General features: G+C 72.9%; 23 protein-coding genes. 10 read left to right on the forward strand and 13 right to left on the reverse strand.

Going from position 1 to position 21,190, the window contains the following annotated elements; genetic code table 11:
• Positions 1–11: 11 nt before the first annotated feature.
• A complete protein-coding gene (locus FR742_RS15560) occupies positions 12–1,148 on the reverse strand; it encodes an alpha/beta hydrolase (protein WP_148031623.1) in 1,137 nt (378 codons plus the stop codon).
• A gap of 110 nt (positions 1,149–1,258) precedes the next feature.
• On the opposite strand from FR742_RS15560, the gene FR742_RS15565 reads away from it, so the two are divergent.
• Positions 1,259–2,398: a sensor histidine kinase gene (locus FR742_RS15565; protein ID WP_148031624.1), complete on the forward strand. Its 1,140-nt coding sequence runs from the start codon at positions 1,259–1,261 to the stop codon at positions 2,396–2,398.
• Positions 2,395–3,039 carry a response regulator transcription factor gene (locus FR742_RS15570; RefSeq protein WP_148031625.1) on the forward strand — a complete coding sequence of 215 codons (645 nt, stop codon included), beginning with the start codon at positions 2,395–2,397 and terminating at the stop codon, positions 3,037–3,039. The genes FR742_RS15565 and FR742_RS15570 overlap by 4 nt, the downstream gene beginning before the upstream one ends.
• 7 nt (positions 3,040–3,046) lie before the next feature.
• On the opposite strand, the gene FR742_RS15575 is transcribed toward FR742_RS15570, so the two are convergent.
• The 9 genes from FR742_RS15575 to FR742_RS15615 form a co-directional block, all read right to left on the reverse strand.
• Positions 3,047–4,063: an NAD(P)-dependent alcohol dehydrogenase gene (locus tag FR742_RS15575; RefSeq protein WP_261808553.1), complete on the reverse strand. Its 1,017-nt coding sequence runs from the start codon at positions 4,061–4,063 to the stop codon at positions 3,047–3,049.
• A gap of 9 nt (positions 4,064–4,072) precedes the next feature.
• Positions 4,073–4,297: a helix-turn-helix transcriptional regulator gene (locus tag FR742_RS15580; protein WP_148031627.1), complete on the reverse strand. Its 225-nt coding sequence runs from the start codon at positions 4,295–4,297 to the stop codon at positions 4,073–4,075.
• Between the two features lie 2 nt (positions 4,298–4,299).
• Positions 4,300–4,719 carry a hypothetical protein gene (locus FR742_RS15585; RefSeq protein WP_148031628.1) on the reverse strand — a complete coding sequence of 140 codons (420 nt, stop codon included), beginning with the start codon at positions 4,717–4,719 and terminating at the stop codon, positions 4,300–4,302.
• Positions 4,720–4,844: 125 nt separating this feature from the next.
• Complete coding sequence (locus tag FR742_RS15590; RefSeq protein WP_261808554.1) at positions 4,845–5,480, reverse strand: isochorismatase family protein; 636 nt, start codon at positions 5,478–5,480, stop codon at positions 4,845–4,847.
• Entirely contained in the window at positions 5,429–7,273 is a 1,845-nt protein-coding gene (locus FR742_RS15595) for a hydantoinase B/oxoprolinase family protein (RefSeq protein WP_246640292.1), read from the reverse strand. The genes FR742_RS15590 and FR742_RS15595 overlap by 52 nt, the downstream gene beginning before the upstream one ends.
• Complete coding sequence (locus FR742_RS15600; RefSeq protein WP_148031629.1) at positions 7,270–9,273, reverse strand: hydantoinase/oxoprolinase family protein; 2,004 nt, start codon at positions 9,271–9,273, stop codon at positions 7,270–7,272. Before FR742_RS15600 ends, FR742_RS15595 begins: the two co-directional genes overlap by 4 nt.
• A 16-nt stretch (positions 9,274–9,289) precedes the next feature.
• On the reverse strand, positions 9,290–10,486 hold the full coding sequence (locus tag FR742_RS15605) for a CaiB/BaiF CoA-transferase family protein (protein ID WP_148031630.1): 1,197 nt from the start codon (positions 10,484–10,486) through the stop codon (positions 9,290–9,292).
• Entirely contained in the window at positions 10,483–11,124 is a 642-nt protein-coding gene (locus tag FR742_RS15610) for a GntR family transcriptional regulator (protein ID WP_148031631.1), read from the reverse strand. Before FR742_RS15610 ends, FR742_RS15605 begins: the two co-directional genes overlap by 4 nt.
• Before the next feature lie 76 nt (positions 11,125–11,200).
• On the reverse strand, positions 11,201–12,193 hold the full coding sequence (locus FR742_RS15615; RefSeq protein ID WP_148031632.1) for an alpha/beta fold hydrolase: 993 nt from the start codon (positions 12,191–12,193) through the stop codon (positions 11,201–11,203).
• Between the two features lie 80 nt (positions 12,194–12,273).
• Here FR742_RS15615 and FR742_RS15620 point away from each other — a divergent pair, with 80 nt between their 5' ends.
• Both FR742_RS15620 and FR742_RS15625 read left to right on the forward strand, forming a co-directional pair.
• Entirely contained in the window at positions 12,274–12,900 is a 627-nt protein-coding gene (locus FR742_RS15620) for a TetR/AcrR family transcriptional regulator (RefSeq protein ID WP_148031633.1), read from the forward strand.
• On the forward strand, positions 12,897–13,196 hold the full coding sequence (locus FR742_RS15625) for a hypothetical protein (protein ID WP_148031634.1): 300 nt from the start codon (positions 12,897–12,899) through the stop codon (positions 13,194–13,196). Before FR742_RS15620 ends, FR742_RS15625 begins: the two co-directional genes overlap by 4 nt.
• 3 nt (positions 13,197–13,199) lie before the next feature.
• On the opposite strand, the gene FR742_RS15630 is transcribed toward FR742_RS15625, so the two are convergent.
• Both FR742_RS15630 and FR742_RS15635 read right to left on the reverse strand, forming a co-directional pair.
• Complete coding sequence (locus FR742_RS15630; RefSeq protein ID WP_148031635.1) at positions 13,200–14,156, reverse strand: helix-turn-helix transcriptional regulator; 957 nt, start codon at positions 14,154–14,156, stop codon at positions 13,200–13,202.
• 42 nt (positions 14,157–14,198) lie between these two features.
• Complete coding sequence (locus FR742_RS15635) at positions 14,199–15,128, reverse strand: TetR/AcrR family transcriptional regulator (RefSeq protein WP_148031636.1); 930 nt, start codon at positions 15,126–15,128, stop codon at positions 14,199–14,201.
• A gap of 18 nt (positions 15,129–15,146) precedes the next feature.
• On the opposite strand from FR742_RS15635, the gene FR742_RS15640 reads away from it, so the two are divergent.
• The 5 genes from FR742_RS15640 to FR742_RS15660 all read left to right on the forward strand — a co-directional run bounded on the left by FR742_RS15640 (position 15,147) and on the right by FR742_RS15660 (position 19,758).
• Complete coding sequence (locus FR742_RS15640) at positions 15,147–16,838, forward strand: right-handed parallel beta-helix repeat-containing protein (RefSeq protein WP_222708938.1); 1,692 nt, start codon at positions 15,147–15,149, stop codon at positions 16,836–16,838.
• Positions 16,839–16,847: 9 nt separating this feature from the next.
• The gene (locus tag FR742_RS15645; protein WP_148031637.1) at positions 16,848–17,663 is read left to right on the forward strand and encodes an LLM class flavin-dependent oxidoreductase; all 816 of its coding nucleotides are present in this window, start codon (positions 16,848–16,850) and stop codon (positions 17,661–17,663) included.
• Positions 17,660–18,094, forward strand: coding sequence for a nucleoside deaminase (locus tag FR742_RS15650; RefSeq protein WP_148031638.1), 435 nt, complete (start codon positions 17,660–17,662; stop codon positions 18,092–18,094). The genes FR742_RS15645 and FR742_RS15650 overlap by 4 nt, the downstream gene beginning before the upstream one ends.
• 135 nt (positions 18,095–18,229) lie before the next feature.
• Positions 18,230–18,568, forward strand: coding sequence for a YciI family protein (locus tag FR742_RS15655; RefSeq protein WP_148031639.1), 339 nt, complete (start codon positions 18,230–18,232; stop codon positions 18,566–18,568).
• Positions 18,565–19,758, forward strand: coding sequence for an RNA polymerase sigma factor (locus FR742_RS15660; protein ID WP_148031640.1), 1,194 nt, complete (start codon positions 18,565–18,567; stop codon positions 19,756–19,758). Before FR742_RS15655 ends, FR742_RS15660 begins: the two co-directional genes overlap by 4 nt.
• Here the strand turns inward: FR742_RS15660 and FR742_RS15665 are convergent.
• Positions 19,748–20,707, reverse strand: a complete 960-nt coding sequence (locus FR742_RS15665; RefSeq protein WP_148031641.1) for a YafY family protein — start codon at positions 20,705–20,707, stop codon at positions 19,748–19,750. The two genes, FR742_RS15660 and FR742_RS15665, sit on opposite strands and share 11 nt — an antisense overlap.
• A gap of 83 nt (positions 20,708–20,790) precedes the next feature.
• Here FR742_RS15665 and FR742_RS15670 point away from each other — a divergent pair, with 83 nt between their 5' ends.
• Entirely contained in the window at positions 20,791–21,189 is a 399-nt protein-coding gene (locus FR742_RS15670; RefSeq protein WP_148031642.1) for a VOC family protein, read from the forward strand.
• Position 21,190 lies beyond the last annotated feature (1 nt).

Here is a 21,190-nt window from a genome sequence, read left to right on the forward strand (position 1 = left end):
GAACTCCACCATCACCAGAACCGCACCTCGGGATAGTCCTTCGACGGCTTGTCCAGCAGGGGCCGGCGCTCGCCCTTCAGGTGCAGGTCGAGGAAGGCGGTCACGTACGCGCGGGTGATCCCGATCGACCGCGCGCCGTCCATCGGCGCCGCGGGCAGGCCGAGCTGGGGCTGGAGCACCGCGTAGTCGGTGAAGCTCGCGTGCTCGGCGCCGGTCACGGTCAGCCAGCGCTTCCAGTCGCCGGTCACGTGCGGCCAGAACGTGTCCCACGAGCCGTCGCTCCCGCCGTATCCCGGCGCGTGCCGGGGATTGCCGATCATCATGAAGGGCTTGTCCAGCGGCTTGGCCGGGGTGCCGGGGTGGTAGGTGCCGTCGAGGTTGACCGCGGCCTTGATCCGCTTGGAGGAGGGCAGCAGGTGCGCGGCGCTCTGGCCGCCCGCCGAGTGTCCGACCATCGCGATCCGCCTCTCGTCGATCAGCCGGTTCCAGCGCTTGCTCTGGGCCAGCCGGTCCAGCACGAACTCGGTGTCGGCGGCCCGTACCCGGGCCACCTTCGCGCCCGTCTCGGGGGTCTGACCGGCCTTTCCCGCCTCGAAGGTGACGGTCCGGCCGCCGGGGAACGTGGTCGCCAGCGACTCGTAGGTGTGCTCGATGCCCGCCACCAGGTAACCGCGGCTGGCGAACTCCTCGGCCAGCGAGGTCATGGTCGCGCGGGGCATCGTCATGCCGGGTGACAGGACCACCAGGGGCCGGCCGCCCTTGCGCGGCAACGCGGGAGCGTCGGCGCGGGCGTGCGTCCTGGTCTTGGCGAGGGTGTCCGCCGGTACGTCCTTGAGCTGCGGCACGCTTCTGATGACCAGTTCTGATTCCCGTGGCGTGAGGTACCGGGAGGGCTTCCCGGTGGCCTTGCGCGCCGGGTACCAGATCGAGACCATCAGCTCGCGCGCCTTCCGGCTGGGGACCCAGGGGTCGGGCCGGCTGTCATCGATCAGGTGCAGGTCCGTCCTGCCGACCGGGTGGTCACCGGTCGGCGCCGGCAGGGCGGTCACGGGCTTCTTCGCCACGGGGACGGCTTCTGCCGGCAGGGCGGCCACGGCCGGGGTGGCGAGTGATGCGGAGAGCGCGAGCGTGGCAACGGTTTTCCTCATGCGTCCCACCGTGCCGGGTGGTCCCGCCGTACCGTCCCCGACGAAAGCTGCGCGGTGTCTGCGACTTTCGTAGGGGATGTCTGAATCGTTGCGCCTTGTAGTCTCTGGCCATGCTTGACGGGGCATCGAGGATCGCCGAACGGATCACCCCCTGGGCTCTGGGGCTGACGGTGTTCCTGCTGTCCATGGCCGCGGTCACCGGATCCATGGGGGTGCGTTCGGCGCTGCCCGCCCCGGTGCTCGTGGCCGTGGCGGCGTGCTGCGGTGTGGCCGCGGCCTTCGCCGGGCGGGCGCTGTGGCCTCTCGTCGCGGTGGCGGCCGTGGCCCACCTCTGGCTGGTGATGTGGCCGGCCGCCGTCGTGGCCTCCTACTACGCCGGCACCCGGTTGCGCCGCCGCGACCTGTGGCTCTACGTCGCCGGCGCGGTGGTGGTGCACGCGCTCGCCGGGCTCGTCTCGTACTGGAGCGAGGGTTATCGCGCCCTGGTCGCCGGCACCCCGCTCAACGCGCTGCTCATGGGCGGCGCGATGCTCGGGCTTCCGCTGGTCGCCGGGCTGTGGGTGGGCGCCAGGCGGCAGGTGCTCGACGCCGCGCGCGAGCAGGCCGCGCAGCTGCTGCGCGAGCAGGTGCTCCGCGCCGGGCAGGCGCGGGAGCAGGAGCGGTCGCGCATCGCGCGGGAGATGCACGACGTGGTCGCCCACCGGGTGTCGCTGATGGTCCTGCACGCCGGGGCTCTGGAGGTCAACGCCTCCGACGCCCGTACGGCGGAGGCCGCCGCGCTGATCGGCCAGGTCGGCAGGGAGGCCCTGACGAACCTCAGGGAGGTGCTCGGCGTGCTGCGCTCGCCGGATCCGGTGAGCGGCCCGCAGCCCACGCTGGCCGACCTGGACCGGCTGCTCGACCAGTCCCGGGCCCTGGGCATCGTGGTCAACCGCCACGACGAGGGCGAGGCCCGCCCGCTCCCGCCCACCGCGGAGCGCACCGCGTACCGGGTCGTCCAGGAGGCTCTGACGAACGTGCACAAACACGCGGGCGACGCCGAGACCGACGTGCACCTGCGGTTCCGGAGCGCCGAGCTGGAGGTCCTCGTCCGCAACCGGCCCGCCACGGCGGCGGAGGGCGGCCTGCCCGGCTCCGGCTGGGGGCTGGTCGGGCTGCGCGAACGCGTGGAGCTCCTCGGCGGCAGGCTGGAGGCCGGGCCGCAGGAGGAGGGCGGGTTCCGGGTGCTGGCCGGGATTCCCACCGCATGATCCGCGTACTGGTCGTCGACGACGAGGCGCTGGTCAGGTCAGGACTGCGGATGATCCTGGAGGCGTCCGGCGAGATCGCGGTGGTCGGCGAGGCGGGCGACGGCGCGGCCGCGGTGACCGCAGCCGTCCGGCTCAGGCCGCATGTCGTGCTGATGGACGTGCGCATGCCGGGCACCGACGGCCTGACCGCCGCCGCCGGCATCCTGGCCCTGCCCGGCCCGCCGAAGCTGATCATGCTCACCACGTTCGACCTCGACGAGTACGTCCACGAGGCGCTCCGGCTGGGCGCCGTCGGCTTCCTGCTCAAGGACACCCCGCCGCGGGACCTCGCCGCCGCGGTCCGCACGGTCGCGGCGGGCCAGGCCATCCTCTCCCCCGCCGTCACCAAGCGGTTGATCAGCTCGTTCGCCGGCAAGGCTCCCTCGCGGGCCGTGTCCGCGCGCGAGCGGCTGGCCGCGCTGACCGCCCGGGAGGAGGACGTGATGAGGGCTGTCGCGCGCGGCCTGTCGAACGCCGAGATCGGCCGGCAGCTCCGGCTGACCGAGGCGACGGTGAAGGCGCATGTCAGCCGGGTGCTGGCCAAGCTGGGCCTGGCCAACCGGGTGCAGGCCGCGATCCTCGTCCACGACGCCGACCTCTAGGGGCGGCTCAGATGGTGATGGCGATCTTGCCGGCGACCTGGCCGGTGGTGAGGTAGGCCAAGGCGTCGGGCGTCTGGGCGAGGGGGTAGGTGCGGTCGAGAGCCGGGGTGAGGGCGCCGGAGTCGATGAGCCCGGTCAGGGTTTCCAGGTCGGCGGCGGACTCGGTGGACATGAGGCCGGTCAGGCGCTGGCCGACGAAGAGCGACAGCAGCATCGCCCGGATCTGGCGGTCGGCGCCCTGGAGCACGCGCCCGCCTCCGGGCCCGCCCACGATGACGAGCGCGCCCCGGGGGGCGAGGACGCGGCGCAGCCGGCCCAGGCGGCGGTTGCCGGCCGTGTCGAGGATGAGGTCGTACCGGTCGGCGCCGGTGGTGAAGTCCTCGCGGGTGTGGTCGATGACGTGGTCGGCGCCGAGGGAGCGGACCAGGCCGGTCTTCGCGGTGCGGCACACGCCGGTGACGTGGGCGCCGTCGGCCTTGGCGATCTGGACGGCGTAGCTGCCCACGCCGCCGCCCGCGCCGGTGATGAGGACCCGCTGCCCGGCGGTGAGCCGGCCGGCGTCGCGCAGCCCGTGGAGGGCGGCGCAGGCGGAGATGGGCACGGTGGCGGCCTGGGCGAAGCTGAGGGAGGCCGGTTTGGGGGCGAGCTTGTCCTGGTGGGCGCGGGCGTACTCGGCGTAGGCGCCGTCGCAGGTGCCGTAGACCTCGTCGCCGGGACGGAACCGGGTGACGTCGGCGCCGACGGCCGCGACGCGGCCGGCCACGTCCATGCCGGGGACGGGGTTCCTGGGCCGGCGCAGCCCGAAACCGGCGGCGCGCACCACGTAGGGCAGGCCGGTGACGACGTGCCACACGCCCTGGTCGACGCCGGCGGCTTCGACGCGGACGAGCACGTCGCCGGCGCCGACGGCCGGGACGGCCATGTCGCGCAGCTGGAGCTGCGCCGGTGCGCAGTAGGCGTCGCGGGCGATCGCGGTCATCGTCTTCTTCGTCATGGTCGTCTCGATCCTGGCCGGGGTGGTCATGGGGTGTGGTCAGTCCTGGGGGTCCGGGTACTGGAAGACGTCGTCGAGCGGCACCCCGAACACCCGGGCGATCTGGAACGCCACCTCCAGCGACGGCGAGTAGCGGCCCTGCTCGATGGCGATGACGGTCTGCCTGGTGACCCCGATGCGGTCGGCCAGCTGTGCCTGCGTCATCTCGCCGTGCGCGAACCGCAGGGCTCGGATCGAGTTCGTGACCTTCGTGGGCTTGACCATGGTCAGAAGCCCCGGCGGTACAGGACGATCTTCACGGCCGAGGAGACGACGGTGGCCAGGACGAACGCCAGGTACAGCGCGTTGGCGATCCAGAAGTGGGCGGCCTCCGCCATGGCCAGGGCCAGCGGCACGAGCGCCGCGATGCTCATGACGTAGAAGCCGACGTAATCGCCCAGCCGGTTGATCTGCCGGTCGCGCTCGTCGGTCCGGCCGGCCTCCTTCGGCGAGGCGACGGCGGCCGCGATGTTGGCGACGATGCCCAGGCCGATCCCGGCGCCGATCGCGATGAGCATCGGCCGCACGTAGGCGATCCGCGCGACGTCCGCTCCCGGCACCTGCGACAGGACGACGACGAAGTAGACCGCGTAGACGCCGACGCCCACCACGAGGTAGATCCACGAGCGTTTCTCTTCGGAGGACATGCCCTGCTCCCATGTAAAGAAACTTTTACATGGTCAAAGGTAAAGCAGCGCAGACATGGTGTCAATAATCTTTAACATGAGGCGGCGTGCGAAGCCGGGTGCCGGCCGAGCCGGCACCCGGCTTTCTAGGCTCCCAGGCGCCGGAGCACCGCCTCCTCGTCCCAGATCTCGCCGTACTTGGCGCCGATGTCGAACAGGTTCGCCTCGTGCGGCCCCGGGTCGCGGTCGCCGACCGCCTGGCGGACCACGACCGGGACGAAGCCGTGCTGCACCGCGTCCACGGCGCTGGCCCGTACGCACCCGCTGGTGGACACCCCGGCGATGAGCAGCGTGTCCACCCGCAGCGCGGTCAGCGTGGAGGCGAGGGTGGTGCCGAAGAACGCGCTCGCGTACTGCTTGACGATCACCACCTCGCCGTCGGCGGGCGCCACCTCCGGCATCAGCTCGCCCAGCGGGCCGGCCAGGTGCCGCAGCGGCGGCACCTTCCGGTAGAACAGCCCGCCGTCGAGGCCGCCCGCGCCGAACGCGACCCGGGTGTGGACCACCGGCACGCCGGCCGCGCGGGCCGCCGACAGCACCCGGGCGGCGCTGTCGAGGCAGTCGCGCGACCCCATGCAGAGGTCCGCGCCGGGCTCGAAGTAGGCCCGCATCAGGTCGATGAGGATGAGCGCGGGACGCTCCCCGAACGGGAGCGTCCCGTCGAACGGGTTCACGCCCTGGCCGGGGGCCGGGGGGCGGGCAGGCCGGTCTCCTCCTCGCACCTGGCCAGGATCTCCGCCATCGGCGGGCCCATGTCGAACACCTTGAGCTCCGGCCTGGTGCCCTCCAGCTCCGCCCGCAGGTCGCGGGTGGCCGCCTCGTCCACCGTGCCGTCGGCCGCGCACACCACCCCGTACCGGCGGGCGCCGCCGGCCGTCAGCAGGCCGCGCCGCACCTCCAGCCCGACCAGGGCGGGGTCGCGGGCCAGCGGATCGCCCCAGCCGCCGCCGCCCCAGGTGACGAAGTGCAGCACGTCACCCGGCCGGACCGGCACGTCGTGCACCTTGCTCGGCAGGATCTCCTTGCCGCCGTCCGCCCGCTCGATCCACTTGCGGCCGCGCGCGCCCGGCTCGCCGCCGTTGACGCCCCACGGGTAGGTCAGCCAGCGGTCGTCGTGGATGGCGATGGTGCCCGGCTTCAGGAACCGGTACGCCACGTCCACGCCGTTGCCGCCCCGGTGCAGGCCCGCTCCCCCGGTGTCGGCGACGGTCTCCCAGCGTTCGATGCGCAGCGGGTAGTACGACTCCAGGAACTCGCACGGGATGTTGGTGAACGACGGCCACAGCGAGTGCCCGTCGGGGCCGTCGCCGATCGGCCTGCCGGGGATGCCGCCGAAGCCGATGGAGTACAGCTGGAACCCCTCGCCCGCGTACATGAAGTGGGGTGAGGAGGAGAAGCCGGCCGCGTTCAGCAGGTCGGGCGTCTTCTGCCCGAGCAGCCCGCCGAACAGGTCGAAGATGCGGCCGATGCCATGGTTGCGGGCGTTGAGCGCGGCCGGATACTCCGGCTTCCAGAAGCTCTTCTCCGGGATCCGCACGTCGACCAGCGGGTAGAAGCCGTCGTTCCAGAGGATCTGCGGGTCGGCCACCGTGATGAGGTAGATCCCGAAGAACATCCGGGCGAGGTTCTCGTTCAGGTAGTAGTTGATCGGCCCCTCGGCCTGCTCGGAGCTGCCGGTGAAGTCGAGCAGCACCTTGTCGCCGGTCCGCGTCAGCGACAGCGACAGCTCGTACGGGCCGTTGCCGACGCCGTCGTCGCAGATGTAGTCCTTGAAGGTGAGCGTCTCGCCGTCCTCGAACAGCGTGGTGAGCAGGACGCGCATCGCGTCGTGGTTGCGCTGGAGCAGGGCCCGCAGGGCCGAGGTGTAGGTGTCCGCGCCGAAACGGGCGCACAGCTCCTGGATCCGGCGCCCGGCGGTGCGGCAGGCCGCCACGATGCCGTTGAGGTCGGCCCGGTTCCAGTCGGGCCTGCGCACCTGGTTGAGGATGATCCGCAGCGCGTCCTCGTTCAGCACGCCCTTGGAGTAGAGCTTGAAGGGCGGGATGACCACGCCCTCCTCGAAGATGGTGCGCGCGTCGGTGGGCATCGAGCAGGCGGTCTTGCCGCCGACGTCCGACATGTGGCCGAACATCGAGGCCCAGCCGACCACCCGTCCGTCCACGTACACCGGCATGACCACCAGCCAGTCGTTGGCGTGGCTGATCGCGCCGTCGCAGGAGTACGGGTCGGAGGTGAGCAGCACGTCGCCCTCCTCCACCGTCCCGTCGAACCGGTCGAGCAGGGCCGGGATCGACAGGCCGAACTGCCCGGCGACCATCCGCCCCTCGGCGTCGGCGATGAGCGGGAACTCGTCGTGCTGCTCGCGGATGCCCGGCGACAGGGCGGTGCGGAAGAGCACCTCGTCCATCTCGTAGCGGGCGTTGCGCAGCGCGTTCTCGATGATGTCGAGCGTGACGGGGTCGACCTCGGTCTCGGCCAGGGGTCCCGTCGCGGTCTGGATGATCTGGGCCATCATGCCTCCAGTGGCCGGATGAGCAGGCTGCCGCTCTCGTGCACGTCGGCCACGTGGCCGGGCAGGACGAGCGTGGTGGAGTCCATCTCGGTGACGATCGCGGGACCTTCGATCCGGTTGCCCGCGAGCAGGGTGCCGCGGTCGTAGATCGAGGCCTCGGCCCAGCCGCCGTCGATCCATACCTCGTGCTTGTCGACCGGCTCGGCGGCGGGGCCGCCCTGGTCGAGGCGGACCGGCCGGACGTCGGGGCGCGGCCCGCTCACCGAGGCGCGGGCGCTGACGACCTCGTGCTCGTTGCTCAGCAGGAACGAGAACAGCCGCTCGTGCTCGGCGTCGAACGCCTTGCCCAGCGCCTCCAGCCCGGTGTCCAGGCCGAGGTCGATGGGGATCTCGAAGCCCTGGCCGTGGTAGCGCACGTCGACCTGGTACGTGACGGTCTGGTCGGCGCGGCCCACCCCCTCGGCCTCCAGCGTGGCGGCGGCCCGCTCGGCCAGCTCGGTCAGCATCTGCCGCAGCTCGTCGTCGGTGAGCTGGGAGAAACGCTTGATGCTGGTCCTGGACGCCTCGTCGCGCAGGCACGTGGTGGCGTCCCCGTACGCGCAGAGCACGCCGGGCGACGGCGGGATGATCACCGGCCACGAGCCGGTCAGCCGGCCCAGCGCGTTGGCGTGCAGCGGCCCGGCCCCGCCGAAGGCGACCAGCGCGAAGTCGCGCGGGTCGAAGCCCTGCTGGACGGAGACGAGGCGGAGCGCGCCGAACATGTTCTCGTTGACGATGTCGACGATGCCCTGCGCGGCGGCCTCGACCGACAGCCCCATCGCGTCCGCGACCTGGGCCACGGCCGCACGGGACCGTTCCCGGTCCAGCACGATCTCGCCGCCGGCCAGCCGCGACGGCAGGTAGCCGAGCACCACGTTGGCGTCGGTGACGGTGGGATCGGTGCCGCCCTTGCCGTAGGCGGCCGGTCCGGGCTCCGCGCCCGCCGACTGCGGGCCGACGCGCAGCGCCCGCGTCAGCTCGGGGACGTGCGCGACCGAGCCGCCGCCCGCGCCGACCGTCCGCACGTCGACCGAGGCCGAGCGGACGGTGAGGTCGCCGACCTTGGTCTCGCGGCCGACCCGCGGCCGGGCGTCCTGGACGAGCGCCACGTCGGTGGAGGTGCCGCCCATGTCGAAGGTGAGGAAGTCGGTGAATCCGGCCTGCTCGGCGACCCAGGTCGCGCCCGCGACGCCGCCCGCCGGGCCGGACAGCAGCATGTTGACCGGCGCCGCCTTGGCGCTCGCCTGGGAGGCCAGGCCGCCGTCGCTGCGCAGCGCGTACAGGTCCAGGCCCAGGTTGTCGAGGTACCTGGCCACCCTCGGCTGGACGTAGGCGTTGGCGACCGTGGTGACGGTCCGCTCGTACTCCCGCAGTTCGGGCAGCACCTCGGAGGAGATCGAGACGGGCACGCCCGGCAGCTCCTCGGCCGCCAGCTCGGCGATGCGGCGCTCGTGGCCGTCGAAGGCGAAGGAGTTGATCAGCGAGACGGCCAGCGCCTCCACGCCGCGCAGGGAGCGCAGCTTGGCCCGCAGGTCGTCCTCGTCCAGCGGCGTCACCACCGAGCCGTCGGCGGCGACCCGTTCGACGGCCTCGACGGTGTCCTCCAGCGCGGCCAGCGGCTCCGGCTTGGGCCAGATGATCCATCCGGCCAGGCCGCCGGGCACGAACGAGCGGGCGATCTGCAGCACCTGGCGGAAGCCCGCCGTGGTGACCAGGCCCACCCTGGCGCCCTTGCCCTCCAGGATGGCGTTGGTGGCGACGGTGGTGCCGTGCAGGATCTCCCCGATCTCGTCCGGGGAGACGCCCGCCACCGCGCACGCCTTCCGGATGCCGGCCAGGACACCGATCGACTGGTCATGGGGAGTGGACGGAGTCTTGGCGCGGTAGGTCTGCCCTGACTCCTGATCGATGAGAAGGATGTCGGTGAACGTCCCTCCGACGTCCACCCCGAGCCGGTAGCGCATGGGGGGTTCCTCGCTTCTAGATGATTCCGGCCGTGGAAAGGCCGGCGATCTCCTGGGGGGAGAGACCGAGCAGTCCTCCGTAGACCTCGTCGTTGTGCTGGCCGAGCGCGGGGCCCGCGCTGCGCACCCGGCCGGGGGTGCCCGACAGCTTCGGCACCACGTTCTGCATGGCCACCTCGCCGAAGTCCGGATGCGGCACCCGCACGATGGCCTCGCGGGCCTCGAAGTGCGGGTCGGCGAACATGTCCTGGGCCGTGTAGATCCGCCCGGCCGGCACGCCGCCGTCGTGCAGCAGGCGGAGCAGCTCGTCGGCCGGATACGTGACGGTCCAGGCGGAGATGAGCTCGTCCAGCTCGGCCATGTGCTCGCCCCGCGCGCCGTGGGTGGCGTACCGCTCGTCGTCCGCCAGCTCCTTGGCGCCCATGACCTGGGCCAGCCGGGTGAAGACGCTGTCCTGGTTGGCGGCGATGAGGATCGCGTCGCCGTCCCGGGTGGGGTAGACGTTGCTGGGCGAGACGTTCGGCAGCACGGGGCCGGTGCGCTCGCGCTGGTAGCCGGCCTGCTGCCACTCCGGCAGCAGCGACTCCATCATCGCCAGCACCGCCTCGTAGATCGCCGAGTCGACCACCTGGCCGCGGCCGCTGCGCTCGCGCTCGTGCAGCGCCACCAGCGTGCCGACGCACGCGTGGGTGGCGGCCAGGGAGTCGCCGATCGAGATCCCGGCCCGCGACGGCGGCAGGCAGGGGTCGCCGGTGACGTAGCGGATGCCGCCCATGGCCTCGCCGATCGACCCGTAGCCGGCGCGCGGCGCGTACGGGCCGGTCTGCCCGAACCCGGTCACCCGCGTGATCACCAGCCGGGGGTTGACCGCGTGCAGCTCCTCCGGCGACATGCCCCAGCGCTCCAGCGTGCCGGGGCGGAAGTTCTCCAGCAGCACGTCCGCCCCGGCGACCAGCTTCCTGACCAGGTCCTGGCCCTGCGGGGTGCGCAGGTCGCAGGTGACCGACTTCTTGTTGCGCGCCACGACCGGCCACCACAGCGACTTGCCGTGCGGCTTCTCCCTGCCCCACTGCCGCATCGGGTCGCCGCGGCCCGGGTCCTCAACCTTGATCACTTCCGCGCCGAAGTCGCCGAGCAGCTGCCCGCAGAACGGCCCGGCCAGCAGCTGGCCGAGCTCGATGACCCGGACGTCGTCCAACGGGAGATGTGTCATGCCTGCTTCCTCGGCTTCCTGGGCTTCCTCGGGCCGAGCAGGGACGCGCGGGCCGAGAACAGATGGGCCCGCATGACGGCCTCCGCCCATTCGGGGTCCCCGGCCCGTACGGCCGCCGCGATCTCGATGTGGTGGTTGACGCTGCGCCGCATCGCCTCCTCGTCGAAGGCGCTGTACGTGCGCAGCAGGACGGGCGAGTGGACCAGGGCGCTGATCGACTGGGCGAGCACGGTGCTGCCGCCCAGGCGCACCAGCTCCTGGTGGAACTCGGCGTTGAGCCGGTAGACCGCGTCGAGCTCCCGCCTGCCGGCGTGCTCGCCGAGCGACACGGCCACCTCGTGCAGCCGCTCGACGTCCTCGTCGGTGGCGGTCGCGGCGGCCTGCCGCGCGGCCAGGCCCTCGATCCTGGCCCGCAGCTCGAAGATGGTCTCCAGGTCCGCCGCCGGATACTCGATGACCCTGGCGCCCTTGTTGGCCGTGACCTCGACCAGGCCCTCCGACTGCAGCTGGCGCAGCGCCTCACGGACGGGGGTGCGGCTCACCTGGAGCAGCTGGGCGAGCTCGACCTCGCCCAGCCGGTCGCCGGGCGCGTAACGGCCGCCGAGTATCAGGGACCGAAGATCATCGATGACGGACATGCATACATCCTCACGCCGAATTCCCCGATTATGGGGAGTGCTGAGGAGTAATGGCAAGGTTTTGCATACATCTGGTTCAGTGGGCGTCGAGGAAGGCGGCGATGTCCGCGGCGACCTCCTCGGGGTGCTCGCCGTTGATCGCGTGCGAGGCGTCCGGGTAGACCTTCACCGTGCCGTTCCGCAGCACGCGCCCGGCGACCTCGCGGGAGACGCCGGGGTCGTGCATCACGGACTCGCCGGCCAGGATCGCCAGCACCGGCATCGTCAGGCCGCTCAGCGCCCCTTCGGCGATGAGCGAGGGCTGCGGCAGGCGGAGCGTGTAGTTCTCCATCCCGGACTCGATCATGTCCGCCACCGGCACGTCCTCCACGGGAGCGCCGCCGGCGGTGTAGGAGTTGAACGAGTCGCGCCAGGACTTCGGCAGCCACGGCACGGACGCGGGGATGGCGCGGATCGCGGTGCCGGCCGGGATGCCCGAGAAGGTGTACACGGGGTCGAGCAGGGTCAGCGTGGCGACGTGCCGCGGCCGGTGGACGGCGAGGTTGACGGCCGTCCAGCCGCCGATGGACAGCCCGACCAGGTGGAAGGACTCCTCCGGAAGCTGCGCGAGCACCTGGTCGAGCCAGGCCGCCTGGTCGGCGTCGGAGGTGATCGGCGCCTCCTGCACGCTCTTGCCCGGCTCGCCCAGCAGGTCGATGGTGTAGACGTCACCGATCTTGAGCAGGTGCGGCAGGTTGTCGGCCCAGACCGGCGACGCGGACGCCCTGCCGGGCAGCAGCACCAGCGGCCCGGCCCGGCCGGAGGCGCCCTGGTAGCGGTGGACCCGCACGAAACCGAAGCCGGTGCGCACGTCGATCGTCTCGGCGGCCCGCGGCATGTCGGCCATCGCCCTGTCGTAGGCGGCCGTGAAGCGGGCGTGGCCCTCGGCGCTGTTCCAGTGTCCCACCGGTGACGACTGGCGAAAGGCGAAGGCCAGGGCGACGGCCGCCACGGCGACCACGACACCCGCGATCTTCAGTCTCCGGCGACGGCGCTTCGGCGGTGTCGTTCCGACGGTCTGCTCGGTCATCCTTCCCTCCCTGCTGAACTAGGGTCAATTTTTTGACCACACGGTCAGAGCATACGCGAGGGGCGGGTACGGTGGTGGCCATGGCAGGAAGGCGAACCGAGGACCGGCCGCTCAGCTTCATCGAGCAGGCGCGGCGCGACCAGCTCGTGGAGGTCACCATCGGCGTGGTGGCCGAGCACGGTCATGCCGCCGCCTCGCTGGCCCGGATCGCGGAGGCGGCGGGGATCACCAAGGGCGCGGTGCTCTACCACTTCGCATCCAAGGACGCGGTCGTGGCGGCGGCCCACGCGCACGTGCTCGACGCGCTCGTGGCCGACATCGGGGCGGCGGTCGATGCCGCGCCGGCCGACGGGGCACCGGCCGCGTACGTGCGGCGGATGGTCGGGCACCTGGCCGAGCGGCCGGACCACGCCCGGATGATCATCGAGGCGATGATCCACGACCACCGCCCCGACTCCTCGGCCCGCTGGAAGCCGCTCGCCACCCTACTGGGTCATGCCCGCGAAGCCCGCGGTCTCGGCCCCGGGCCCGACCTGCGCACGCTCGCGATCATCACCGGCGGGGCGATCGACGCGATCGTCGGCGAGCGCCTGCAGGACCCCGCCTATGACGCCGGGGCCGCGGCCGAAGCGCTCGTCGCGATGCTGGAGTCGGCGGCCTTCGCCTGCGAGCGGACGACCCTTTCGAGCTCCAGAACATCCGCGTGACCTGGCGCAGGGACCGCGCCGACCGGCGGGTCTGGGTCACGGTCAGCGGCCGGCTCCGCGACTCCGGCCCCGGTGACGGCTACTGCGCCCGTTTCGGGCTGCACACGTCGATCAACAGCTGGAAGATCGAGGAAACGTCGACCAAGGAGTGCGACGGGGTGTGGCGATCCACGTCCCTGGCCCTCGAACCCGGCAGCGGGGGAATGGTCTTCCTGGATCTCTACACGAAGCCCGGGGCCGACAGGACTTCGACGCCGCTGCGGGACCCGTGGCGGAAGGACCATCACCCGTACTGACCCTTACCGGGCCGCCGGGTCCCCCCGCAGGAGTGACTCGCCCGACGGGGTCAGCGTGTGCAGGACGGCTCCCCCGATCCTGGACGTGCGGATCAGGCCGGCGTTGCGCAGCACGGTGGCGTGCTGGCTGGCGGAGGGGAGGGAGATCCCGACGCGCTCCGCCAGCGCCGTCGTCGTGGCCGGGACGCGCAGGGCGGCCAGGACCGCCGCCCGGGTGCGGCCCAGCAGCGGGCCGAGGGCGTCCGCTGAACCCGACGACTCCTCGCCGCGGCATATCGGGTACACGAGCACCGTGGAGTCGTCGGGCCGGTACGTCAGTACGGGCGACGGCGCGAAGTACGAGGGGATCAGCAGCAGCCCGCGCCCGCACAGCCGGACGTCGTACGTGTGAGCCGAAGGGATGTGCAGGACGGGCGGGTCCCAGGGCCACGTGACGCTGAGCGTGGCCAGCATGGCGTCGAGCCCGCCGCGGAGCATGGTTTCGAGGCGCACCGAGCGGTCGGCGGCGGCGGCCGCCCGCACCGCCGGCCACATGGGCGCCAGCGACGAGGCGAAATAGGCGCGCAGGTCGGTCGTCAGCGCCCGCCGCCCGGCGTCCGACCCGGCGGCCAGCTCCCGTAATCCCCGGCTCGGGTCGCGGGCGGACAACAGCCCTACTTCGGCGGCGATCCGGTCGGCGGGGATCTGGCCGATCCGCTCCACTGCGGCGGCGAAATCATGGCAGTCCGGCTGCAGCAGGAAGTCCGGCACGAAGCCGTCGGCGCTGACCAGCTCCTTGATGACGCCCGACCGGGCCGGTAAGTCGCCGCGGGGCGGGCGTCGCGCGCCGGGCCGCCACCGGCCTCCGCCGCGGGCACTGGACAGCAGTCGCACGCTGAGCGCCGTCTCGAACACGGCGTTCGGCTCGGGGGCGAAGGTGATTTTGCGCAGATCGGCTTCGGTGAACGTCAGTCTCAGCACGGGGGTTGATTTCGCACGCCCGCGCGGGCCCCGGGCGTGCCGTCATCGCCGGGCCCGCCGTTCCCGGTAGGCGCGCTGGCGGCAGGCCCTGGAGCAGTACGCGCGCGGCCGGCCGGTCATGGCGCCCGGCAGAGGAGTCCCGCACACGCCGCAGGTTTCGTCACGCGTTTCGTCACCCGCGAGCAGTTTTATGGCGTCCAGCAGCCGAGCCAGGCCGAACTCGAAGGGGTCGGCCGGCTCGTCCCAGGCGCCCGCCTCCCACAGGGCGGTGACGACCGGGTAGGCGCTCAGGCGCTCGTAGAGCGAGTCCCGCGCGCCCCACCACTCCTCCTCGCCCACGCCGCTGGCCCGCTCTGCCGCGGCGACCTCGACCAGGCGCAACGCCTCGGCGTCCACGAACCTCCCCAGCAGGTCGGCGGCCGCGACCGTCCGGGCCGGGGTGAGGCCGGCGCCGGAGAGTATGCCGAGCAGGCGGTCGTAGAACGCGACGGCGTTCGGGCCGGGAAGGCGCCGGGTCCCCCGGACCTCCGCCAGCCACGGGTGCCGCCTGCGCACCTCCCAGCCCTGCCGCAGACACGCCTCCAACTCCTCCCGCCAGCCACCGGCCGCTCCGACGTCCGCCCTCTCGGCTGCCCTCGCCGGAACAGCATCTGCCCCCTCGGCGGCCTCCCCCGCAGCGGTGCCCGTTCCACCGGCGCGCGACCGAGAGGACGGCGCGGAGGTGCCGGGGGGTTCGCCGATGGCGGTGTCGCGCATGAGGTCGACGAGGTGGTCGCGGCTGGGGACGTGGCGGTAGAGGGACATGGTGGTGAAGCCGAGCCGTTCGGCCACCTTGCGCATCGACAGTCCCGACAGCCCTTCGGCGTCGGCCACCTCGATGCCCGCCCGCACGATCGCGTCCACGCTCAACCCCTGCCGCGGATCGCTGTCCGCGTCCCGCCACAACAATTCCACCGGATCTACGTACGCCATGGTTTATGGTATATACCTGTGTACGCCATAAACGACATCTTCGTGTCCCCCACCGGCGACGACGACGCCCCCGGCACCCTCGACCGTCCCTTCGCCACCATCCCCCGCGCACTTGAGGCCGCCAGGCAGGGCGGCGAGGCCGTCATCCATCTGAGGGCGGGCTCGTACCCGCCGTTCGAGCTGACCGACCAGGACCGCGACCTCACCCTCCAGCCCCACGACCAGGAGGAGGCCGTCATCAGCGGCGGCCGGACGATCACCGGCTGGACCTGGGAGGACGGCGTGTGGGCCGCCGACGCGGGCGACCTCGACACCCGCGGGCTGCACGTCGACGGCCGCAGGGCCGAGCGCGCGGGCATCGAAGGCTTCCCCGGCGACGCCACCCAGACCGTCACGGGTTACGTCACGTCCGAGCCGCTCGCCTGGGAGAACCCGGCCGGCGTCGAGTTCGTCTACCGGGGCGTCTATCCCTGGACCGAGGCCAGATGCCCGGTCGCCGCCGTCACCGCCGGCGGCACCGAGGTCGTCATGGCGCAGCCCGCCTTCGGCTGGGCGCTCGACCTGTACAACTCGGCCTGGGACGGCCAGACCCAGTCAGGCCCCGGCCTGCCCACCAGGATCGAGAACGACCCGTCCTTCCTCACCGAGCCGGGCACGTTCGTCCTCGACCGCTCCCGCCGCAGGCTCCTGTACCGCGGCGAGCGGCCGGGAGCAGCCGTCGCCGCCGAAGCCGGGACCGTGCTGCGCGCCACCGGAGCCAGGAACGTCACCGTGCGCGGCCTGACCTTCGCCGACACGACCTGGTCCCGGCCCGGCTCACCAGAGGGCTTCCTGCACTACCACAGCACCGGCTACTACGACGGCGGCCCCATCGAGAAGGTCGTCATGGTCGAGGACCAGGCGTGGGTCACCGTACCGGGCGAGTCGAAGAGCATCCCCGCCGCCGTCACCCTCGACGGCTGCGCGGGCGTGACGTTCGAGCGGTGCCGGTTCACCCGGATGGGCGCCACCGCGCTCGGCCTGTCCGGCGGCTCCGGCCTGACGGTGCGGGCCTGCGTCTTCGACGACCTCTCCGCCTCGGCCGTCTCCGCCGACGGCTCCGCGGGCGTCGTCATCGAGGACAACCTGATCGAACGCCCCGGCCTCGACTACCCCGGCTCCCCCGGCATCGCCGTGTCCGGCACCACCGGGTGCACGATCGCGCACAACGAGATCACCGACGCCGCCCACTGCGGCATCGCCGCCGGGCCCGCCGGCGGCACCCGGATCCTGCGCAACCTGGTCACCGGCGCGATGCGGGTGCTCGCCGACGGCGGCGGCGTCTACGTCTCCGGCCCGCAGGGCGCGACGGCGGCCGACGCCGCGCTGATCAGCGGCAACGTCATCACCGACACCCGCACCCCGTACCACTTCGCCCTCTACACCGACTACGGCGCCGCCTGGGTGACGGTCGAGGGGAACGTCGTGGCGCGCGCCGACAACACCGCGGTCCTGCAGGTCTTCCCGCCCTTGGAGAACGTCACGTACCGGGGCAACTTCTGGGACGCCGACCCGGTCGGCAGCGACGCCGTCCCGCCGGGAGTGACGTACGAGGACAACACCACCCTCACCGGGGAGGCGCTGGAGGACGCCACCGCGCACATCCGGGCGCGGGCGGGCCGCCGCCTCGATCCACCGGGGCCGCTGGAGGCTCCGGCGATCAGGCTCTAAGCTGATCCGATGCGCCTCGGGGTGAACGTTCCCAACTTCGGACCCGGCACCGATCCCGGCACGCTCGAACGCTGGGCGTTGACCGTCGAAGGGCTCGGCTACGACCTGCTCATGCTCTCCGACCACCTCGTGATCACCCCCGACGTGGCCGGACAGTACCCCGCGCCGTTCTACGAGCCGTTCACCACGCTGGCCTGGCTGGCGGGCGTCACGCGGCGGATCCGGCTCGGCACCACCGTGCTGGTGGTGCCGTACCGGCATCCCCTGCTGACCGCCCGCATGGCCGCCAACCTGCAGCAGCTCAGCGGCGGGCGGCTGGTGCTCGGCGTGGGCGTCGGCTGGGCGCGGCAGGAGTTCGACGCGCTCGGCGTGCCGTTCGGGCGGCGCGGCGCGCTCACCGACGAGTACGTCGAGGCGATGCGCGCGGCCTGGGCCGACGAGCGCGACTACGGGCCCGGCCGCATCCCGATCTGGGTCGGCGGCAACAGCGACGCCGCCCTGCGCCGGGCCGCCCGGCTCGGCGACGCCTGGCACCCGCTGCGCTTCCGGCTCCCCTGGCTGCGCGAGACGCTCGGCCGGGCGGAGGTGCCGGAGCTGGTGCCGCGCATCGCCCTCCGGATGACCGACACCCCCGTCACCGGCCCCGACCGGCTGGCCGGCGAGGGCACCCTCGACCAGATCATCGGCGACCTCGCCGAGCTGCGCGACCTCGGCGCCGCCACGGTCGTGCTCGACCCGTTCAACGGCGACCCCGCCGAGACCGCGCACCCCGAGACGGCCTGGCACGCGCTGGCCGCCGTCGCCGCCCGAAGGGAACTCCGGTGAACCACGACGACGAGCGCCGCCTGCGCAGGGCCATCGAGCTGGCCGCCTCCGCCCGCGACGCCGGCAACCCGCCGTTCGGGTCGCTGCTGGTGGGCCCCGACGGCACCGTGCTGGCCGAGGAGCGCAACACCACCGTCGCCGACCGCGACATCACCGCCCACCCTGAGCTGAAGCTGGCCCGCTGGGCCGCGCGCGAGCTCGACCCCGCCACCGCGGCCGGCACCACCATGTACACGAGCTGCCAGCCGTGCGGCATGTGCGCGGGCGCCATCGAGCGCTCCGGCCTCGGCCGCGTCGTGTTCGCCCTCTCCGGCGAGCAGCTCGACGCGATGAAGCCGGGCGGCGGCTTCCCGCCGGTGCCCCAGGAAGGCCCGGCGCTGCCGCAGGAGGCGCGGGCCCCGGTCGAGGGCTACTACAGTCCACGTCCGTAACCACCGGCGGCCCGCTCACGGTCCCCATCCTCCACTTCGCCTGACGGCACGCTGACCGCTGCCGGAAAACGGGCCGGCCCGCTGTCGATCCCGGCGCGGGCCGTTCGTATAACGGGTGAGAGAGAGGAAAAGCCGATGAAGCAGTATCTGCTCAGCATCTACCAGCCTGACGGCGACCCGCCGCCGCCCGAGGTCCTGGAGCCGGTCATACGGAAGCTGGACGCGCTCAACGAGGAGATGCGGACGGCCGGCGCGTGGGTGTTCGCCGCCGCCCTGCACCCGCCGAGCACCGCCACCGTACTGCGGGCGAAGGACGGCGACGTGCTGATGACCGACGGCCCGTACACCGAGGGCAAGGAGCACCTGGGCGGCTTCACCGTCATCCAGGCGCCCGACCTCGACGCGGCGCTCGGCTGGGGCGGCAGGCTGGCCGAGGCCGTCGGGCTGCCGATCGAGGTCCGCCCGTTCCGATGACCGACGTCGAACGCGTCTTCGCCGAGGAGTACGGCCGGGCCGTGGCCGTGCTCACCCGCATCCTCGGCGACATCGACCTCGCCGAGGAGGCGGTCCAGGACGCGTTCGCCGTCGCGGTCCGGCGGTGGCCCGAGGAAGGGCCGCCGCCCTCCCCCGCCGGATGGATCATCACCACCGCCCGCAACCGCGCCGTCGACCGGCTGCGCCGCGAGTCCGCGCGGGCCGGGAAGCACGCCCAGGCGGCCCTGCTGCACGCCCGTGACGAACCCGCCGAGGAGGGGCCCGTGCGCGACGACCGGCTGCGCCTGATCTTCACCTGCTGCCATCCGGCCCTGTCCAGGCCCGCCCAGGTGGCGCTGACGCTGCGGCTGCTCGGCGGCCTGGGCACCGCCGAGATCGCGCGTGCCTTCCTGGTGCCGGAGACGACCATGGCGCAGCGGCTGGTGCGCGCCAAGGGCAAGATCCGCGACGCGCGCATCCCGTACCGGATCCCGCGCGAGGCGGACCTGCCGGACCGGCTGCGACCGGTGCTGGCCGTCCTCTACCTGATCTTCAACGAGGGGTACGCGGCCGGGTCCGGCGAGCGGCTGGTGCGCGAGGACCTGTGCGCGGAGGCGATCCGGCTGGGGCGGCTGCTGGCGGAGCTGATGCCGGACGAGCCGGAGGTGCTCGGCCTGCTGGCGCTCATGCTGCTGCTGGAGTCGCGCCGCCCGGCCCGCACGACCCCCGACGGCCGGCTCGTCCGGCTCGCCGACCAGGACCCGCGGCTGTGGAACGGCGAGCTGGCCGAGGAGGGGCGGGAGCTGGTGCGCCGCTGCCTGCGGCGCGACCGGCCGGGGCCGTACCAGATCCAGGCGGCGATCAACGCCGTGCACAGCGAGCCGCCGACGGACTGGCGGCAGGTGGTGGCGCTGTACGACCTGCTGATGGCCGTCGCGCCGAGCCCGGTGGCGGCGCTCAACCGCGCGGTCGCGGTCGCCGAGGTGTCCGGCCCGCGAGAGGCTCTCGACCTGGTCGAGGCCCTCGACCTGGACCGCTACTACCTCTTCCACGCCGTACGCGCCGACCTGCTCAGGCGGCTCGGCCGTACGCGGGAGGCGGCTCGGGCGTACGAGGAGGCGATCGCCCGTACGGAGAACGGGGCGGAACGGGCGTTCCTGCAGGAGTCCCGCGCGGCGCTCAGCCGCTGACCCCGGCCGCGCTCGCGTAGCGGGCGGCCAGCTCGCGCAGGTGGGCGCGGAGCTCGGGCGGGTCCAGCACCTCGAACCCGACGCCCAGGCTGCCGAGGAAGCCCGCCAGGTCGTGCAGCGAGTCGCCGCCGGTCTCCAGCAGGGCGCCGTCGCCGTCCGCGGTGAGCAGCCCGGCGGCCGGGGTGAGCCGATCCGCCACCACCTCGACGGGGGCGTGCAGGCGGACCCTGGCCTGGTGGCGCCAGGCGGTGGAGCCCGCGCCGCGGACCACGCGGGTCGCCGCGTCCTCGTCGGGCAGCTCGCGGGGGGTGAAGCGGGGGCCGTTGGGGACGCGGAGGGTGAGGCGGTCCGCGCGGAACGTCCGCCAGTCGCCCCGCGCGGTGTCCCAGGCCAGCAGATACCAGCGGCGGCCGGTGTGGACCAGCCGGTGCGGCTCGGCGGCCCGAGTGCTGACGGTCCCGTCATGGCCCCGGTAGTCGAAGCGGAGCGTCTCCCTGGCGCGGACGGCGTCGGCGACGGCGGTCAGGGTCGCCGCGTCCACGGTGGGGCCGCGGCCGGTGACCGAGACCGTCGCGTCCCGTACCGCCTCGATGCGGTGGCGCAGCCGCGACGGCAGCAGCTGCCGCAGCTTGGCGAGCGCGCGCAGCGAGGTCTCCTCGATACCGGTGACCGTGCCACCGGCGGCCGCGTGCAGGCTGACCGCCACCGCGACGGCCTCCTCGTCGTCGAGCAGCAGCGGCGGCAGCGCGGCCCCCGCCCCCAGCCGGTAGCCGCCCGCGGTGCCGGTGGTCGAGGAGATCTCGTAGCCCATGAGGCGCAGCCGCTCGACGTCGTTGCGCACGGTGCGGGTGGTCACGCCGAGCCGCCCGGCCAGCTCGGCGCCGGTCCAGCCGGGGCGGGCCTGGAAGAGCGACAGCAGCCGCAGCAGCCGTACCGAGGTTTCCAGCATGACCCGATGATGCCAGCCGTTGAGGAAACGCACGTTCCTCAACGACTCCTAGCGTGGTACCTACCGAACGAAAGGGGCAACACATGTTGCGCGGACTCGCGACGATCAGCTACTGGGCCGACGACCTGGAGGCGGCCAAGCGGTGGTACACCGAACTCCTCGGCGTCGAGCCGTACTTCCACCGGAACGGGCCCGATGGGCGGCTCGGCTACACCGAGTTCCGCATCGGCGACCACGAGGCCGAGCTCGGCCTCGTGGACAGCGCCTGGCGCCCGCACGGCGGGGAACAGGCCGGGGTGGTCGCGTACTGGCACGTCGACGACGTGCGGGCGGCCTACGAGCGGCTGCTGGCGATGGGCGCCAAGGAGCACCATGAGATCACCGAACGGGGTGCGGGCTTCGTGACCGGGTCCGTGGTCGACCCGTTCGGCAACATCCTGGGCGTCATGTACAACCCGCACTACCTGGAGCAGGTGGGCTGAT

It is taken from the genome of Nonomuraea sp. C10, assembly GCF_008017515.1.
Lineage (GTDB): Bacteria > Actinomycetota > Actinomycetes > Streptosporangiales > Streptosporangiaceae > Nonomuraea > Nonomuraea ferruginea.

Excerpts from the sequence above, each read along its gene's own strand:
- FR742_RS15560 (WP_148031623.1), bottom strand. The coding sequence starts at position 1,148 with ATGAGGAAAACCGTTGCCACGCTCGCGCTCTCCGCATCACTCGCCACC.
- FR742_RS15565 (WP_148031624.1), top strand. The coding sequence starts at position 1,259 with ATGCTTGACGGGGCATCGAGGATCGCCGAACGGATCACCCCCTGGGCT.
- FR742_RS15570 (WP_148031625.1), top strand. The coding sequence starts at position 2,395 with ATGATCCGCGTACTGGTCGTCGACGACGAGGCGCTGGTCAGGTCAGGA.
- FR742_RS15575 (WP_261808553.1), bottom strand. The coding sequence starts at position 4,063 with ATGACCACCCCGGCCAGGATCGAGACGACCATGACGAAGAAGACGATG.
- FR742_RS15580 (WP_148031627.1), bottom strand. The coding sequence starts at position 4,297 with ATGGTCAAGCCCACGAAGGTCACGAACTCGATCCGAGCCCTGCGGTTC.
- FR742_RS15585 (WP_148031628.1), bottom strand. The coding sequence starts at position 4,719 with ATGTCCTCCGAAGAGAAACGCTCGTGGATCTACCTCGTGGTGGGCGTC.
- FR742_RS15595 (WP_246640292.1), bottom strand. The coding sequence starts at position 7,273 with ATGATGGCCCAGATCATCCAGACCGCGACGGGACCCCTGGCCGAGACC.
- FR742_RS15600 (WP_148031629.1), bottom strand. The coding sequence starts at position 9,273 with ATGCGCTACCGGCTCGGGGTGGACGTCGGAGGGACGTTCACCGACATC.
- FR742_RS15605 (WP_148031630.1), bottom strand. The coding sequence starts at position 10,486 with ATGACACATCTCCCGTTGGACGACGTCCGGGTCATCGAGCTCGGCCAG.
- FR742_RS15610 (WP_148031631.1), bottom strand. The coding sequence starts at position 11,124 with ATGTCCGTCATCGATGATCTTCGGTCCCTGATACTCGGCGGCCGTTAC.
- FR742_RS15615 (WP_148031632.1), bottom strand. The coding sequence starts at position 12,193 with ATGACCGAGCAGACCGTCGGAACGACACCGCCGAAGCGCCGTCGCCGG.
- FR742_RS15620 (WP_148031633.1), top strand. The coding sequence starts at position 12,274 with ATGGCAGGAAGGCGAACCGAGGACCGGCCGCTCAGCTTCATCGAGCAG.
- FR742_RS15635 (WP_148031636.1), bottom strand. The coding sequence starts at position 15,128 with ATGGCGTACGTAGATCCGGTGGAATTGTTGTGGCGGGACGCGGACAGC.
- FR742_RS15645 (WP_148031637.1), top strand. The coding sequence starts at position 16,848 with ATGCGCCTCGGGGTGAACGTTCCCAACTTCGGACCCGGCACCGATCCC.
- FR742_RS15655 (WP_148031639.1), top strand. The coding sequence starts at position 18,230 with ATGAAGCAGTATCTGCTCAGCATCTACCAGCCTGACGGCGACCCGCCG.
- FR742_RS15660 (WP_148031640.1), top strand. The coding sequence starts at position 18,565 with ATGACCGACGTCGAACGCGTCTTCGCCGAGGAGTACGGCCGGGCCGTG.
- FR742_RS15665 (WP_148031641.1), bottom strand. The coding sequence starts at position 20,707 with ATGCTGGAAACCTCGGTACGGCTGCTGCGGCTGCTGTCGCTCTTCCAG.
- FR742_RS15670 (WP_148031642.1), top strand. The coding sequence starts at position 20,791 with ATGTTGCGCGGACTCGCGACGATCAGCTACTGGGCCGACGACCTGGAG.